13 protein-coding genes and 2 tRNA genes are annotated in these 15,909 nt (G+C 43.2%); 10 read left to right on the top strand and 5 right to left on the bottom strand.

The window, feature by feature from the left end:
* Positions 1-59: 59 nt before the first annotated feature.
* The 3 genes from I6E86_RS10050 to I6E86_RS10040 all read right to left on the bottom strand — a co-directional run bounded on the left by I6E86_RS10050 (position 60) and on the right by I6E86_RS10040 (position 2,771).
* Positions 60-764, bottom strand: a complete 705-nt coding sequence (locus tag I6E86_RS10050) for an SCP2 domain-containing protein (RefSeq protein WP_197177354.1) — start codon at positions 762-764, stop codon at positions 60-62.
* 102 nt (positions 765-866) lie between these two features.
* On the bottom strand, positions 867-1,961 hold the full coding sequence (ubiE, locus tag I6E86_RS10045; protein ID WP_197177353.1) for a bifunctional demethylmenaquinone methyltransferase/2-methoxy-6-polyprenyl-1,4-benzoquinol methylase UbiE: 1,095 nt from the start codon (positions 1,959-1,961) through the stop codon (positions 867-869).
* A gap of 96 nt (positions 1,962-2,057) precedes the next feature.
* On the bottom strand, positions 2,058-2,771 hold the full coding sequence (locus I6E86_RS10040) for an FFLEELY motif protein (protein WP_197177352.1): 714 nt from the start codon (positions 2,769-2,771) through the stop codon (positions 2,058-2,060).
* 277 nt (positions 2,772-3,048) lie between these two features.
* Here I6E86_RS10040 and I6E86_RS10035 point away from each other — a divergent pair, with 277 nt between their 5' ends.
* A complete protein-coding gene (locus tag I6E86_RS10035; RefSeq protein ID WP_197177351.1) occupies positions 3,049-4,770 on the top strand; it encodes an ATPase in 1,722 nt (573 codons plus the stop codon).
* A 754-nt stretch (positions 4,771-5,524) separates the two neighbouring features.
* Positions 5,525-7,132: an inorganic phosphate transporter gene (locus I6E86_RS10030; RefSeq protein ID WP_197177350.1), complete on the top strand. Its 1,608-nt coding sequence runs from the start codon at positions 5,525-5,527 to the stop codon at positions 7,130-7,132.
* 93 nt (positions 7,133-7,225) lie between these two features.
* Here the strand turns inward: I6E86_RS10030 and I6E86_RS10025 are convergent, their stop codons facing one another.
* Complete coding sequence (locus tag I6E86_RS10025; RefSeq protein ID WP_197177349.1) at positions 7,226-8,854, bottom strand: aminotransferase class I/II-fold pyridoxal phosphate-dependent enzyme; 1,629 nt, start codon at positions 8,852-8,854, stop codon at positions 7,226-7,228.
* Positions 8,855-9,319: 465 nt separating this feature from the next.
* On the opposite strand from I6E86_RS10025, the gene msrB reads away from it, so the two are divergent.
* From msrB to I6E86_RS10005, 4 genes are all read left to right on the top strand, one after another.
* The gene (msrB, locus tag I6E86_RS10020; protein ID WP_197177348.1) at positions 9,320-9,745 is read left to right on the top strand and encodes a peptide-methionine (R)-S-oxide reductase MsrB; all 426 of its coding nucleotides are present in this window, start codon (positions 9,320-9,322) and stop codon (positions 9,743-9,745) included.
* Positions 9,746-9,882: 137 nt separating this feature from the next.
* Complete coding sequence (locus tag I6E86_RS10015) at positions 9,883-10,368, top strand: glutathione peroxidase (RefSeq protein WP_197177347.1); 486 nt, start codon at positions 9,883-9,885, stop codon at positions 10,366-10,368.
* 213 nt (positions 10,369-10,581) lie between these two features.
* Positions 10,582-10,657 (top strand) — tRNA-Val (locus I6E86_RS10010).
* A 37-nt stretch (positions 10,658-10,694) separates the two neighbouring features.
* Positions 10,695-10,771: transfer RNA gene (locus I6E86_RS10005), tRNA-Asp, on the top strand.
* A gap of 342 nt (positions 10,772-11,113) precedes the next feature.
* Here I6E86_RS10005 and I6E86_RS10000 read toward each other — a convergent pair.
* The gene (locus I6E86_RS10000; RefSeq protein ID WP_197177346.1) at positions 11,114-12,463 is read right to left on the bottom strand and encodes an MBL fold metallo-hydrolase; all 1,350 of its coding nucleotides are present in this window, start codon (positions 12,461-12,463) and stop codon (positions 11,114-11,116) included.
* A gap of 337 nt (positions 12,464-12,800) precedes the next feature.
* Between I6E86_RS10000 and I6E86_RS09995 the strand changes: the two genes are divergently transcribed.
* Genes I6E86_RS09995 through I6E86_RS09980 form a run of 4 tightly spaced genes read left to right on the top strand, consistent with a single transcriptional unit; the run spans position 12,801 to position 15,733 of the window.
* Complete coding sequence (locus I6E86_RS09995) at positions 12,801-13,163, top strand: ArsR/SmtB family transcription factor (protein WP_197177345.1); 363 nt, start codon at positions 12,801-12,803, stop codon at positions 13,161-13,163.
* A 44-nt stretch (positions 13,164-13,207) separates the two neighbouring features.
* A complete protein-coding gene (arsC, locus tag I6E86_RS09990) occupies positions 13,208-13,615 on the top strand; it encodes an arsenate reductase (glutaredoxin) (RefSeq protein ID WP_197177344.1) in 408 nt (135 codons plus the stop codon).
* Positions 13,602-14,375, top strand: a complete 774-nt coding sequence (gene arsH, locus I6E86_RS09985) for an arsenical resistance protein ArsH (RefSeq protein WP_197177343.1) — start codon at positions 13,602-13,604, stop codon at positions 14,373-14,375. The genes arsC and arsH overlap by 14 nt, the downstream gene beginning before the upstream one ends.
* A gap of 50 nt (positions 14,376-14,425) precedes the next feature.
* A complete protein-coding gene (locus tag I6E86_RS09980; RefSeq protein WP_197177342.1) occupies positions 14,426-15,733 on the top strand; it encodes an arsenic transporter in 1,308 nt (435 codons plus the stop codon).
* The last annotated feature ends 176 nt before the right edge of the window (positions 15,734-15,909 follow it).

The raw sequence follows: 15,909 nt of genomic DNA, 5'->3' as shown, positions 1-15,909 counted from the left end.
AACACTATCAGTAATAGCGTTTGCCTACGATTAATCAAATACGCTACTAATAAAGCAGATTACTGATGAAACGCGTTGTTGAGAAAACGTGCTTGCTCTTCTTTGATAGCAGCAAGCTTGGCTTCTTCACGTTCGACATCAGCACGCAATTTTAGGAGTTGCTGTTTGAGGTCATTTACTTCAGCGACTTCAGTAGGATCAGGTGTACTGTTACCTGCCACATCATTGGCCCAGTCACTGACATCGTCAAAAGCACGTTTGGCACTATGACGCCAACTGCCTTTGAGATGAGAGATGAGCAGATGCAACTGGCTGGCCATTGGCTTGCCAATAAAAGGCTCAAGTTGGCCTGCCACATCAGGGTCAAAGCCTGACACCAGCTGTTTTAGCTGCATCAGTACTTTGTAATCACCCTCAATTGGCAAGTTACCTTCCGCGCCGCGCATCAGGTTGAGCAGTTGAGCGGGATTGTCTACGGTGATGGTACAGTCCGGACGGCTATGACCCAAACGGGCGCGCTCCATACTGGCTTTTTGGCGTTCATTCATCTGGCCACTTGGCTCAAACACGCTCTCCGTTGTAACGGGTTCAAAGCGTAAACGCTCGTGAGTGAATAGTACATCTAAATGAATATCAGGCAATCCCATATTGAGACGCAACACTTTACCTGCCAGCGGTGCGAGGCCCACTTTGGTAATCTCATCACTAGCAATGGCAATGTTAATCAGCTTTTCGGCACTAGCCAATAGTAAGACAGTCAGCATAAAGCTCTCGCATCGTAAAATGAGCGCCTCTGCATTAGCAGCATCAGCGCATGGGTTATGAGGTATTAAGGTTAGGTCTAATATGGCCTTGCTAATGATGCATTATGCTTTAAAGCCACGATGTACAGCGACGATGCCAGCAGTTAAATTATGATAATCACAGTTCTCAAAACCTGCTTGTTGCATCATTTGTTTGAGCGTCTGTTGATCAGGATGCATACGAATTGACTCTGCCAAGTATTGATAACTTTCAGAATCATTGGCAATCAATTTGCCCATCACTGGCAATGCGGTAAACGAATACAAGTCATAGGCTTTAGATAGTGGCTCAAATATTGGCTTTGAGAATTCTAAAATCAATAGACGACCACCTGGCTTTAGGACGCGGTACATGGATTTGAGCGCCGCATCTTTGTCCGTGACATTACGCAGACCAAAGCTAATGGTGACCAAATCAAAGCTGTTATCATCAAATGGTGCCAATGTTTCAGCATTCGCCAACACAAAATCGACGTTGTTGCAGCCTGCATTGATCAGGCGCTCACGGCCCACTTCTAGCATGGCTGCATTGATATCGGATAATACTACATGACCATTTCTACCGACTTCGCGGCTAAACACTTTGGCCAAATCACCTGTACCACCAGCGATATCGAGTACATGCTGTCCAGCACGCACGCCTGACAGGCTAATGGCATAGCGTTTCCACAGACGATGAATACCAAATGACATCAAGTCGTTCATGATGTCGTATTTCTTAGCAACAGAGGTAAAGACATCGGCCACGCGGGCTTGTTTTTCGGCTTTATTAACTGTTTTATAGCCAAAATGCGTTTCTTCGGCACCGTCAGTTTCTAGCGTATGCGGATTATTGATGTCATCACGCTGGTTAAATAGCGCTTGTTTGATGCTTTGCGCAGCACTATTAGTAGAAGTATTGTTTTCACTGCTGTTTGGCATAGTGGTCTGTTGGCCTTGCGGCGTTCCGGTTGGTAGGTCTTGAACTTTGGTAAAGTCGTTGTTGCTAGTAGATTGACCATCATCTGTATGAGATGCCGCTGTCTGAGCACGTAATATTTGCGCGCTGATTTGCTGATTGTGGGCGATACTGTCTTTGACCAGCTTGTCTTGCAGATGGCCATTGGTCGTCACTGAATGTTCAGAGTTAGCAGTGTTGTTACTTGAAGTGTCGGTCATTGCATAGTCCTAGAATTTGTTTTTTATGATTGTCTGTATCAGGTGGTGTGCAAGCTGTTTTATCAGCCGAGCAAACCATAGTATAAGGTATTGACCCTATGATACATCAAACACTACTGGCTTACTGCCATTATCCGTATCATGAACTTGGTCAATAATCATCAGCTCACGCTCACAAAACGGTTCGATGAAATCGCTGACACTTTTGAGCGGCTTCATGGCCTTAAAGCCTGCATCCATAAAATCATAAAGTGGCTGATAGCCATGACGGTAGGCCGTGCTCTTCGCTAATGCAAAGGCTTTTTTGAGCATAAACGAATTTAAGTGTTTGTCCGTGCGATAACAGACATCCTTTAGATTGGCAATTTGTACTCGGCGCTCTTTTTCTTCATTGACCGCACGGTAGGCAGCTAGCATGTTGTCTTCATCTACTGGCAAGTTTTGGTCAAGTAGCCACTGCGCCAAATGCAGATCCAACTCAATCGCATAAATCGCTGCTTGTATACCCATGCTTCCCGCCTCTAACGCAGACTCTTTGGCAAGACGTTCTAGCTTTTTGGCTTTTGGGAGAATACGTGCCAATTGCTCGGCCAACAGTTTGAACTCTTCACCACCATATAATTGTGTGAGAAAATATTCTGCCATCAGCTGATTTTTTGGTTGTTCAAATAAGGCACGATGCGTTTTTTTAAGTCGTGCTTGTTGCCATGATTGTACGTCTTTGAGCTTGGTGTTTAGCTCGTCATCTTGATGATGTGGCAAGGCCCAAAAACGAGTCAAATGCTGTTGTAAATCAGCTAAAGCAGTCATGGCAGTAAATCCTATAGAAGTAGATAATTTTTTGAATTGAAGGTTAATTGGCTAAAGTCACTTGATGTACTGGACAGTGTAATAGATTTTTGATTATCTATCCTAATAAGTGTGCAAAATGGTGTTCACCATAAAAGAAAATAAATAAGAATACAAATGCCAAACTGTTACATAGCACTATTATTTACTCGATTGGCTCAGTGCTATGATTAAACGATAGCCAAACAGCTCCATAACCGCTGTTAACTCAACAACAATTACTATGGTGAGTGCAATTATGTCTCAAAAAAATGATACTACTGAACCAAAGGTACCACAAGGGGTGAGTGCACAATTTAGTGAGCAAGTCGTTGAGCGGCGTTTAGTGCCCAATCCGCTCAGTCAGTTTTCGATGGATGAGAACGCCCTAAGACTGGCACTGGTCACCGCACAGTATGCCCTTCGAGCCACTCGCCAACAAACCCCAACAGCCACGCCAAAGACACTAAACAAGCCAACAGGGCTTCTCGTGCTCGTCAATGGTATGGAGCAGGCGGGTAAGGGTATGGCGGTTAAGCAGCTGAGGGAATGGGTCGATCCGAGACTGCTTAAAGTTGAGGCAACCATTGGCCATTCACCGCTAAGTTATCAGCCTATTTGGCAAACCCATACCAGTGAGTTGCCGCGTCACGGTGAGGTAATGGTGTACTTTGGCAATTGGTATGCGGACTTGCTATACAATGTCATGCGACTAGCAACGTCGGATAATAAAAAAGCCAAGAATCAGCCAAAAAATAACAAACAGGTTGATGCGTCCGCATTGCCTAGTGTCAAATGGCAGGACTATCTGCATCAGCAATTAAATGAGCTAAAAGCGTTTGAGAAAGACCTTGCAGCCAATCAAACAAAACTACTGAAATGCTGGTTCCATGTCGATATAGAGATGTTGTGCCGCCGTCTAAAGGACACTGAAGCAGACCCACAGTTTTTGTATCAAATTGACTGGAACAACAAGCAAGTGATTGAAACCTTTAACGAAGTGGCTGCAACACTGCTACAGACGCAGGATGATTGGGTTATCATTGATGGCGACGATAAGTCAACGGCAGCGGATAACTTTTGTCACGAGGTTTTATATGCAATGCAAACAGCATTGGCAAGCAGTGAAATAGCAGCTCATGACACTACAAAAAATCATGCTAAGTCTAAAAATAAGAACAAGCGTAAGGGTAAGTTCAAAGCTGAAAAGTCTGAATCACAATCACAACAAGACATGTTTGAGCCTGTACCGATACCTAAGCAACTAACCTCTATTGATGACGCTAAAATAAGTAAGTCCGACTATCGCAAAGCGCTAGCAGAGAAACAAGCGCACCTCGCTGAGCTGTTACGTGCACGTGACGGCCATCATGTGGTCTTTGCTTTTGAGGGCATGGATGCCGCTGGCAAAGGTGGCGCAATCAAAAGGTTGGTGGCGCCGCTCGATCCACGCGAGTATCAGATTTACAATATTGGTGCCCCCATGTTATATGAGACGCAGCATCCTTATCTATGGCGCTTTTGGACAAAGTTGCCTGATGAGCAAACGAATCATATCAGCCGTATCGCTATTTTTGATCGTACGTGGTATGGGCGAGTGCTGGTTGAGCGTGTTGAAGGGTTTGCAACTGATGATGAATGGCAACGCGCTTATGCTGAGATCAATCGTTTTGAAGCAGACTTGGCTGATGCAGGGACAATCGTCATAAAATACTGGCTGGCTATTGATAAAAAAGAACAACTCAAACGCTTCAAATCTCGGCAAGCAACACCGCACAAACAATTTAAACTGACGGATGATGATTGGCGTAACCGTGACAAATGGTCGGACTATGTGCAATCTGCCGCTGACATGCTCGCACGTACAGACACAAAGACAGCACCATGGTGTATAATCGCGACCAACGAAAAATATCAAGCACGTTTGGATGTTTTGGATCATGCTATTGAGCAGCTATCGTTATTGTCCAAAGACAAATAGTATCCTGATTGATGGTTCAGCGTTATTGACCGTTTATACGCTTCGATAGCTAAGAATGTTGAGGTTTTTTTGGTAAAATACTGATTGTTCGGTCTATCGTTGATTCAGTTTAAAAGAGCGTCAAGGCAACCGAGTACAGATGTATAGGTGATACTTCAAGCGCGGCTCACGCGGTCACTCTTTTATAGAGTATTACTATACTGTCTAAAACGATTTGATCTGCCCCATGAAACGAATAAGATAAGCAACATAAACGTGCGGTTACAAATTTTGTAATATCATCATGCATTGTGTGCTTATATTTAATATAATAGGCGCATTATGGTCTTTATGACGCAACCGATTATCCTAACAGATAGCGGTTATTTTGTTTGATGCAGAAGTATATAAAAATATTGCTGCGTAGACCAATAGAGTAATATTAGCAACCTGAAATAATCGTAACACCATAAAGTTGTGAAGCCGCAAGATGCTGTAATCAGATGATTTGGCAATATGACTTGCGGCTTTGTGATATGTGAAATGACGTATTTTAGTAAAGAGCATATATCGACAGCTTAAATCAAACGTCAAATAGTGATGCTTGACTGTGGATACGATAGCAAACAAATATTAAAAGCTCCATTGTTTAAGAAGCATGTTGCGCATTTATATAATGTTATTTCAGTGTGAGATGTCAACATCCATATTGATAACTGCGCAATGTCATCAATCGCCTATAATTTCAATCAGCTTACGCAGGACGTATTAACGTATGGGTATTAGCAGCAGTTCTACAGAGCCAACCAAATCAGTCGGCTCTATGAGAATAAATCTATTTTTTGCCATTTTATTGATTGCGATGACCAGCTACTTCTTGTGGTGGGGTCTAGATTACACAATGCGTCAGCAAACGACGCTGTTTATTGTGGCAACCGCTTTTGGTGTCTTTATGGCATTCAATATCGGTGGTAACGATGTCGCCAACTCCTTTGGTACGTCAGTGGGTGCAGGGACGTTGACCATTCCTCAGGCGCTAGGAGTAGCGGCGATATTTGAGGTCTCGGGAGCCGTACTTGCGGGTGGTGAAGTAACCGATACTATCCGGAGCGGCATTGTTGATCTAGATGGCCTTTCAGTCGAGCCCAACCAGTTTATTTATGTCATGCTCTCAGCGCTCATTGCTGCTGCTTTTTGGCTGTTATTTGCCACCAAAAAAGGTCTGCCAGTTTCGACCACACACGCAATTATTGGCGGCGTGGTTGGTAGCTCCATTGTATTGGGTATCACCTTAGGTGGAACTGAAATGGCGTTATCAACTGTCAATTGGGGCAAGATTGGTACTATCGCCATCTCTTGGGTTCTATCACCGCTACTAGGCGGTGTTTTGTCCTATTTGCTATATGGACAGATCAAGAAAAATATCATTGAGTATAATGATAAAACAGAAGCGCATATTGTTGAGCTTAAAGCCAATAAAAAGGTGTTAAAGCAAAATCATAAAGACTTTTTGGATGGCCTGACAGAGTCGGAGCAGCTGGCTTATACCTCAGCGATGTTACGTGACCAAGAAATCTACAAAGATGATGATTGCGTCGTTGAAGATTTAGAAACCGATTACTACAAAGAACTTTATGAAATCGAAAATGAGCGTAGCAATCTTGATACCTTAAAAGCGCTGAAACAATGGGTACCTATTATTGCTGCATTAGGCGGCGCGGTCATGGCCTCTTTAGTTGTCTTTAAAGGTCTGAAAAACGTCAATAATAACATGACGACGCTTCAAGGCTTTTTAATCATGGGCATGATTGCGGCGCTAGTATGGCTTGCAACCTATATTTATACCAAGAGTATCCGTGGTAAGCATAAAGAAGATTTGACCAAAGCCACGTTTATTATGTTTAGCTGGATGCAGGTATTTACCGCATCAGCTTTTGCTTTTAGCCATGGTTCAAACGATATTGCCAACGCGGTAGGTCCTTTTGCGGCCATTATGGACGTTATCCGTACCAATGAAATTTCCTCACAGGCAGCCGTTCCGCCAGCTGTAATGCTAACCTTTGGCGTCGCATTGATTGTGGGTCTTTGGTTCATCGGTAAAGAAGTGATTCAGACCGTTGGTACCAATCTGGCGAAGATGCATCCAGCTTCTGGCTTTTCAGCTGAATTGGCTGCCGCTGCTGTCGTAATGGGCGCGTCAACGATGGGTCTGCCTGTATCGAGCACGCATACCTTGGTAGGTGCAGTATTGGGTATCGGTATCGTCAATAGAGACACTAACTGGAAGCTTATGAAGCCAATTGGTCTAGCATGGGTTATTACCCTTCCTGCGGCAGCCTCAATGTCTGCAATTAGCTATCTCATATTGGTAAATATTTTTTAAGCTATAGACTCCATCAATAAAGCTTATCTCAGCATCATAAAAAACGCTTATCAGCATCAGGCCGATAAGCGTTTTTTAATGACGTATGACGATTTACTCGGTACCAAACTGCTTACGTTTTTTCGCAAAAAAGCGATCCAATCTATCCATCGCATTTTCTAGGTCAAGCAAATTGGGCAAAAATACCAAACGGAAATGATCGGGTTTGTCCCAGTTAAACCCTGTGCCTTGTACCATAAGCACGTTTTCATCAACGAGCAAGTCCATCATAAAGTCCATATCATCGGTGATAGGATAAACTGCTGGATCCATCTTTGGGAAGCAATAAAACGCGCCTTGAGGCATGGTACAAGATATACCTTTGATAGCATTAAGGCGTGAGACTGCCATTTCGCGCTGCTTGTATAGACGACCTGTTTCGGAGGTTAAGTCTTGCATACTCTGATGCCCACCCATCGCTGTTTGGATAGCATACTGTCCTTGCACGTTAGAGCAAAGACGCATAGAGGCGAGCATATCCAAGCCTTCGATAAAGTCAGCGGCATGCTGTTTGCGACCAGATACCATCATCCAACCTGAGCGAAACCCTGCGATACGGTGTGACTTTGACAAGCCATTGTAAGAGAGTACTAGCACCTCATCAGTCAAGGTACTCATCGGTGTATGTACATTATCATCATAGAGAATACGATCGTAAATTTCATCAGCCATGATAATTAAGTCGTGCTCTTTCGCGACTTCAATGATTTGTTTTAGTAATTCATCACTATAAAGCGAGCCTGTCGGGTTATTGGGATTGATAACCACAATGCCTTTTGTTTTACTCGTGATTTTAGATTTGATGTCTTCGATATCAGGGTGCCAGTTGTCTTCTTCATTGCAGCGATAATGCACAGCAGTACCACCCGCGAGGTTGGCCGCAGCCGTCCAAAGCGGATAATCTGGCATCGGAATCAGCACTTCATCACCATCATTCATCAGTGCCTGCATGGTCATGACAATCAGCTCAGAGACACCATTGCCCAAATATACGTCACGCACATCAACAGCCGACAGCAACCCCTTTGATTGGTAATACTGCAAAATGGCTTTGCGCGCTGAAAAAATCCCCTGCGAGTCCGAATACCCAGTCGCTTCAGATAGGTTCATAGCCACATCACGCAAGATCTCATGCGGCGCTTCTAAACCAAAAGGCGCTGGATTGCCTACGTTCAACTTCAATATGCGTTTGCCCTCTGCTTCCATCTTATTAGCAGTCTGCAATAGGGGGCCACGAATGTCATAGCAGACGTTTTGCAACTTGTCAGATTTTTTTATGGTCTTCATAGTGTCACTACTTATCGGATTATGTTGGGTATTGTTGAGGCTTATTGATGGTATTTTGGACTGACTTTCTGATTGTTCGGCTACGGTTGTGAATGTAGCACCTTGATGCTCTTTATCTTGAGATAAAAAGTTATGCTTAGATAATGTGTCATCAGAGTTTTCATTCTGTAGCTCACCCCGCAGCAAATAGCCTTCGCTACAGCCCAAAATACGAGCAAGCGTTGGTAATTTAGATGAGACAATACCATTGGTACCACGCTCCCAGTTCGAGATTGCACCGCGGCTGACCTTTGCACCTGCTGCGGTCATTGCTTGTGCTAACTGCTCAGCAGTCAGTCCTTTTTTACGGCGTAACTGTACCAGTCGTTCTGCTTGAGTGCTGCTGTCATCAGCCATGATTGTTCAAGCCTTTGTTAAAAATTGGATTTGTGAAAGAGATAATACAAACTAATACTGTTTTTACTAAATGGTAATGCAAGATATTATTGCATTATTAGTATGATTACAAGTGGGTATAAAATTATTTATACTTATAAAAGCAAGAATAACTTGCAATTGTTGTTAGTTTTACCCAATGCTTTTTCTATATTTGGTTTTCGTGATGATAATTGTTATCTAAATACATGTTTACCTACCAAAATTACATCTTTACTCATTCTAGTTTTGGGATAATTTGATATATTTTAGTGAGATAAAATTCTATCTAATGACATGATGATTCTAAAATATAGGCAGCATTACACTCATATATGCCTTGAATAGTACGTAAGTAATCAACAGATAGGGCACGTCGTTTTCATAATGATATGGCGATAAATAGTGACAGAGATTAGATAATAAATACTCGAATAAGGACAAACCATGCAAGACAATCAACTAAGTAAAGAAGAGATTAGCCAGTTAACAGAAGCTGATTGGAAAGAGCGATTGAGTGCTGACGAATACCATGTACTGCGTGAGAAAGGCACAGAGCGCCCATTCACTGGTGTTTATAACGATGTGACCGATGATGGTGTATACCGCTGTAAAGGTTGCGGTGCTAGCTTATTTGACTCAAGCAATAAATTTGATGCTAGCTGTGGTTGGCCGAGCTTCGACCAAGGTATCGATAACAGTGCAATCGAAGAGCATGTCGATAACTCGCTAGGTATGACGCGCACAGAAGTCACTTGTAGTAACTGCGGCGCGCATTTGGGTCATGTATTCCCTGATGGGCCAAGTGAAACGACTGGCATGCGCTATTGCATCAACTCAGTCTCTATCGATTTAGATAAAACTGAGAAGTAAGTAGTTTAGGTAGTATTATAAGTATGAAAGGGAAGTACAAAGTGCTTCCTTTTCAATAGTGTTTATTATGTATATGATTAAAAAAAAGTATTGCACAAAAACCTAAAACAATAAAAACCTCAATTTAAGGATAAATAATGAGTACTATCTACGATTTTACCGCTGAGCGCATGGATGGCAGTACGCAAGCATTTTCAGATTATCAAGATAAAGTATTATTAATCGTCAATACCGCAAGTAAATGTGGGTTTACGCCGCAGTTTGAAGGCTTAGAGTCACTATATGAACAGTATAAAGATCAAGGACTGGTGGTCGTCGGTTTTCCTTGTAATCAATTTGGTAGCCAAGACCCAGGTAGCAACGATGAGATTGGTGCATTTTGCCAAAAGAACTATGGTGTGAGTTTCCCAATGATGGCAAAGACTGATGTCAATGGTGCAGATGCTCATCCCATCTACGAATGGCTCAAAGAGCAAAAGGGTGGCGTGCTGACAGATGGTATCAAATGGAATTTCACCAAGTTTCTAGTCGATAGCAAAGGCCAGGTCATCGACCGTTATGCACCAACGACCAAGCCAGAAGCTATTAAAAGTGATATCGAGCAAGCGCTAGCCAATAAATAAGCATGAAGCTTAGAAGTATTGAATATTTCTAAAAATATAAAATCAATAAAAACATATGCTTGTCAGAATAGTGAATAAAATATTAAAGAAAGTGGTAAATACTGTTTGACACGCATCTGTAAATCTATATAATACACACCCACAGCAGCAGAGCTTAGTGACAAACTTAAGAGCTCAGTTGATGTTGAATAAATTGCCTAGCAATTGTTCGAAGGGTGATTAGCTCAGTTGGTAGAGCGTCTGCCTTACACGCAGAATGTCGGCGGTTCGAATCCGTCATCACCCACCACTTCTTAGCAAGTGGCTAAACAAGCTAAGAGACCTAAGCAGCGGTAGTTCAGTTGGTTAGAATACCGGCCTGTCACGCCGGGGGTCGCGGGTTCGAGTCCCGTCCGCTGCGCCATATTTAAAACGAATTTAAACTTTCGAGTTTAAGTAAGTTTCGCCTCAAACATTAGATTGTTTGGGGTTTTTTTGTATCTGAATTTTATGAGTTATAAGTCAGATAAGGAAAAACAGTAAGAGTTAGAATCTAGAACCATGACTTACATTTATTTAAATCATATCACTTAGAGGTCAGCTAAAATGCAAACCCTTCTTTTATATCAGTCTTATATTGAATAAAAGAAGGGTTGTCGTCGTAATTATCTTAGATACAGCGCTTTAAAGTGCCTTTGCTTAAAACGCATTATCTAAAATTTGTGACGCGTTTAGTTCATTGTAGATTTTAGCTACGGATAAAGTGTTAGTCATGCGTTGCTTGCCATGCGCCCATCGACCCTAGATAGATATCAATATTTTCAAAACCTCGACTAGCAAGCCATCCTGCTGCTATTGTTGCCCGAGCACCACTGGCGCACATCAATGTATAGTGGCGACTTTGGTCAAGCTCATGCCAACGTTCGTTCAGGTGTCCAACATAGATATGCTGTGAGCCTTCAATCGCACTAGTATTTCTCTCATCGATATCGCGCACATCGAGCAATGTCCAGTTCTGAGCATTATTAAGGCGACTCTCTACCTCGGTTGTGTCGATCATAGGGGTTTGCTGCATCTGCTCACCTTTTGCAGCAGCAGGGACGACACCCACATAGCCACCTATAATATTATCAAAAGCAATACGTACCAGATGCTCCATCGCAGTCGCAAGTTGCTCTTCATTAGAGGCAATCAGTGCCAAGCTTTGTCCTTCTTCAATAAACCATCCAGCAAACGCAGGTAGCATGTTGACAGGTAAGATCATAGAACCGGGCAGGTGTCCTGACGCATATGCCATAGGTTCACGAATATCGATGAGATGATCAGCATCGCAGTCATGCAGCTGTTTGAGCGAAAGGTTACGCGGACGCATAACGACTGGGGGCGCTTCACCACCTTCCATATTGAGACGCTCCATCAATCTGAAGTAGGGCGGCTGATAATGGTTTTCGCTAGTCTTGAAGTCAATAAATGCCTCACGATCGGTAATCTGTAAGCGTGGGTTGTTCATTCTTTCATGACCGACGGTAGAAAACTCGCGTTCCGCCATACCTGAACCACAGACTGACCCTGCACCATGAGCTGGATAAATAATCGCCTGATCACCGAGCGCTAGAATGTCTTGTAATGAGTCATAAAGTAAACCTGCAACTTCTCTACGACGATCAGGATAGAAGTCAGTACGACCGACATCACCTACGAATAGTGCATCGCCCGTAAAAACTCCAACCGCCTTCTCTGGATATGCTGTATCAAACAGCGCATAAGCAAGGTGATCATCGGTATGACCAGGGGTTTCTAAAATACGGATTTCTAATTGGCCAATTGAAAAGCAATCACCATTACGTACTGTCTGAGCGTATACAACAGGTCGTTCTGGATTGGGTCCATGCAAAACTGTTGCTCCTGTCATTGATGCCAAGATAGGTGCACCAGAAACCAAATCTTCATTACGATGGGTCTCAAAAATATGAGTAATCTCAAGCCCTGCTGCGCGTGCCTTTTCTACGTATATCGCACAGTCACGACGTGGATCAATCACTGCTGCTTGACCGCCAGAGCCTACCAAATAGGATAGATGCGAAAGCCCAGGTGTCTTAATTTTCTCTAGTAGCATAGTCATTTCCTTATTGTTGTTTTAATCATATTCATTGGCAGTATGGTGGGAGAGCTATCAGACAAATCTAGTTTTACTTTTACATAAGCTTGCATTCAATTTAGCATGAACTTCTAAGTATCATCAATATACAATAACATATAATAAACTTGTTATTTACATAAGGCCAAACGTAGAGAATTTTAGGTCAAAAGGGTAAGTGATCGTTATTTTTACTATTTAGTTAATCGCTTTTACTCGTCGATATATATAGTTTAATTACACAGGCATACATCTTCTAGAATAAAAATATCTGTAAAACATTGAGTTATTTTAATATGTCTGTATTATTGGACATATGGAAATAACTAATGCTATCGCAAGCTTTGCTGCGCTCTCTCAAGATACTCGTTTAAAGGCTTTTAAGCTGCTAGTCAGTCATGAGCCTGATGGCCTACCTGCGGGCGAAATAGCCCGTCAGCTCTCTGTCCCTCATAACACAATGTCAGCCCATCTATCGGTGCTGGCACGAGCAGGGTGGGTGATCTCACAGCGTCATAGCCGACAGATTATCTATCGTGCTTCGTTATCTCATATGGATAACGTCATTCAGTTCCTGCTGAAAGATTGCTGTGCAGGACATCCAGAATTGTGTGCGTCACTCATGGATAGTTTGAGTGGCTGCAGAGTAAATGAGTCTACTGAGCAAAGTAATGATTAAACCAATTATCAACTCAATAAATACATAAAATAGGTGTAAACACTATGAAGCCATTAATTTTTCATAATCCTAAATGCGGTACATCTCGTAACACACTTGCCATTATTAAAGCGTCAGGTGAAGAGCCAGAAGTGGTGGAATACCTGAAGAACCCACCAACGCGCGATCGTTTAGTTGAGCTATTGGCACAAATGCAGATTTCGCCTAGAGAGCTATTAAGAAGTAAAGAAGCTATCAATGATGAGCTTGGTCTAGATAATTCTGAGTTGTCTGACGATCAAATTATCGATGCCATGATTGCGCATCCTATTCTAATCAATCGTCCTATCGTGGTGACTGATAAAGGCGCTGCTCTATGTCGTCCTTCAGAACGTATGTTTGAACTGCTAACAAATCCGGTAAGTAGCTTCACAAAAGAAGACGGTGAGGTTATTACTCATGACAAACACTGAGGTTGACCAAGCATTGGCAGTTGATCCTACTGCTTTATATTCACCTAACTTCGACGAGCTGCCCAATATTGATATAGGTAATCTTCAGCCTATCGATATTGAGTCTCTGGTCGCACCTAACGACTCACGTCACCCGCCTAAAATATTAGTGCTATACGGCTCTGTCCGCGCGCGCTCGTTTTCTAGATTGGCTGCTGAAGAGTCGAGCCGGTTGCTACGCTGGTATGGTTGTGACGTAAAAATGTTTGATCCATCCGGCTTACCGTTGCCTGACGATGTAGACTCAGACCATCCCAAAGTGCAAGAGCTGCGGGAGCTGGCGCAGTGGTCAGAAGGCATGATGTGGGTGAGTCCAGAACGTCACGGTAGTATCACCAGTATTATGAAAGCGCAAATCGACTGGATACCGCTGTCATTAGGTGGCGTGCGTCCAACTCAAGGTAAAACACTAGCACTGATGCAAGTCAGCGGCGGTAGTCAGAGCTTTAATACGGTCAATCAGATGCGTATTCTTGGGCGCTGGATGCGGATGATCACTATTCCCAATCAATCCTCGATACCCAAAGCCTTTTTGGAATTTAACGAAGACAATCGCATGGATATGTCTCCATTATATCTGCGTCTTGTCGATGTCTGTGAGGAGCTAGTGAAGTTTACTTGGCTCACACGTGGACGCTCAGACTATCTCACTGATCGCTATTCTGAGCGGGTAGAAAGTACCAAAGAGCTCTCAAATCGCGTCAATCAGAAATCGATCTGATCCCCTATATTAAATCGGCTGAATAAAATCAGCTTAAGTAAGGTTGTACAATGCTTGCATTTGCTATTTTTGTGGTCACTTTAGTCTTAGTTATATGGCAACCTAAAGGGTTGGGTATCGGTTGGAGCGCCATGGGTGGTGCCTTAGTCGCGTTAGCGCTTGGCGTCGTGCAGCTATCAGATGTCGGTGTCGTTTGGGATATTGTCTGGGATGCGACCTTTACTTTTGTGGCGCTGATCATCATCTCGCTTATCTTAGATCGGGCAGGGTTTTTTGGCTGGGCGGCATTGCACGTGGCACGCCTTGGCAATGGGCAAGGCCATCTACTATTTCCGATGATTGTCATACTGGGTGCCTTTATCTCTGCCTTTTTTGCCAATGATGGTGCTGCGCTATTACTAACCCCGATTGTTATCGCTATCTTGCTGCGTCTGAATTTTTCGCCACCATCAGCTCTAGCGTTTATCATAGCGACTGGTTTTATCGCTGATACGGCAAGTCTGCCACTGGTCACCTCAAATCTAGTGAACATCGTTAGTGCCAATTATTTTGATATAGGCTTTGGTCGTTATGCGGCGGTGATGGTACCAGTTAATATCGTATCGGTACTAGCGACGCTGCTTGTGTTGTGGATTGTCTATGCACGTCATATAACCAAGACCTACTCGATTAGTGAGTTAAGTGCACCAGAGTCCGCTATTACAGATCCACTAGTCTTTAGAGCCGCTTTTCCGTTATTAGGTTTGCTACTGGTCGCTTATTTTGCGACAGAGCCGTTGGGGCTGCCTATCTCACTGGTTACAGGTATCGCTGCTGCTGCGCTAATGGCAATCGCTGGACGCGTTTGGCAAGGCGGGCGTGGTGCGGTAGTCTCTGTGAGCGATGTGGTACGCAATGCCCCTTGGCAAATTGTCCTGTTTTCAATCGGGATGTATTTGGTGGTTTATGGTTTGGGCAATGCAGGTCTCACTGACTATGGCGCGCAAGTACTTAACTGGTTGGGTCAACAAGGCGCTGTCATTGCTACCGTCGGAACTGGGTTCTTGTCCGCTATAGTCGCTTCTGTTATGAATAATATGCCAGCGACCTTAGTCGGCGCGCTTGCTATTGATCAAGCACAAGTGCCTGCTGCAACGCGCGAGCTGATGATTTATGCCAATGTCATTGGTAACGATTTAGGACCTAAGTTTACGCCGATTGGTAGTCTTGCAACCCTTTTATGGCTGCATGTGTTAGCAGAAAAGGACTACAGAATTAGCTGGGGACAGTATATTAAGATTGGATTAGTTATTACACCGCCAGTGTTGTTAGTGACCTTGTTAGCATTGGTGTTCTGGTTGCCACTGTTGCCAAGTTAACTGATGAAAAACTTACTACAGTAATATTCGATGGTGACAATGATACTCATTTTTAAATATCATTGTCATAATCAAGTACGAGATAAAGTAGTTGTAAGCGTTTATCAAAATGGTAATGGTGATAAATAATATTAAATGAGAGACATAAAAAAACCCCCATCAAAGTGATGAGGGTT

Origin of the sequence: Psychrobacter sp. SWN149 (genome assembly GCF_015864565.1) — a bacterium.
Taxonomy (GTDB): Bacteria; Pseudomonadota; Gammaproteobacteria; order Pseudomonadales; family Moraxellaceae; genus Psychrobacter.
This window is presented reverse-complemented; position numbering and strand designations above follow the sequence as displayed.

Bases quoted from the DNA above. Each gene is read 5' to 3' on its own strand.
- I6E86_RS10000 (WP_197177346.1), bottom strand. From the start codon at position 12,463: ATGCTACTAGAGAAAATTAAGACACCTGGGCTTTCGCATCTATCCTAT.
- I6E86_RS10050 (WP_197177354.1), bottom strand. From the start codon at position 764: ATGCTGACTGTCTTACTATTGGCTAGTGCCGAAAAGCTGATTAACATT.
- I6E86_RS10035 (WP_197177351.1), top strand. From the start codon at position 3,049: ATGTCTCAAAAAAATGATACTACTGAACCAAAGGTACCACAAGGGGTG.
- arsC (WP_197177344.1), top strand. From the start codon at position 13,208: ATGAAGCCATTAATTTTTCATAATCCTAAATGCGGTACATCTCGTAAC.
- ubiE (WP_197177353.1), bottom strand. From the start codon at position 1,961: ATGACCGACACTTCAAGTAACAACACTGCTAACTCTGAACATTCAGTG.
- I6E86_RS10015 (WP_197177347.1), top strand. From the start codon at position 9,883: ATGAGTACTATCTACGATTTTACCGCTGAGCGCATGGATGGCAGTACG.
- I6E86_RS10040 (WP_197177352.1), bottom strand. From the start codon at position 2,771: ATGACTGCTTTAGCTGATTTACAACAGCATTTGACTCGTTTTTGGGCC.
- I6E86_RS10025 (WP_197177349.1), bottom strand. From the start codon at position 8,854: ATGGCTGATGACAGCAGCACTCAAGCAGAACGACTGGTACAGTTACGC.
- msrB (WP_197177348.1), top strand. From the start codon at position 9,320: ATGCAAGACAATCAACTAAGTAAAGAAGAGATTAGCCAGTTAACAGAA.
- I6E86_RS09980 (WP_197177342.1), top strand. From the start codon at position 14,426: ATGCTTGCATTTGCTATTTTTGTGGTCACTTTAGTCTTAGTTATATGG.
- arsH (WP_197177343.1), top strand. From the start codon at position 13,602: ATGACAAACACTGAGGTTGACCAAGCATTGGCAGTTGATCCTACTGCT.
- I6E86_RS10030 (WP_197177350.1), top strand. From the start codon at position 5,525: ATGGGTATTAGCAGCAGTTCTACAGAGCCAACCAAATCAGTCGGCTCT.
- I6E86_RS09995 (WP_197177345.1), top strand. From the start codon at position 12,801: ATGGAAATAACTAATGCTATCGCAAGCTTTGCTGCGCTCTCTCAAGAT.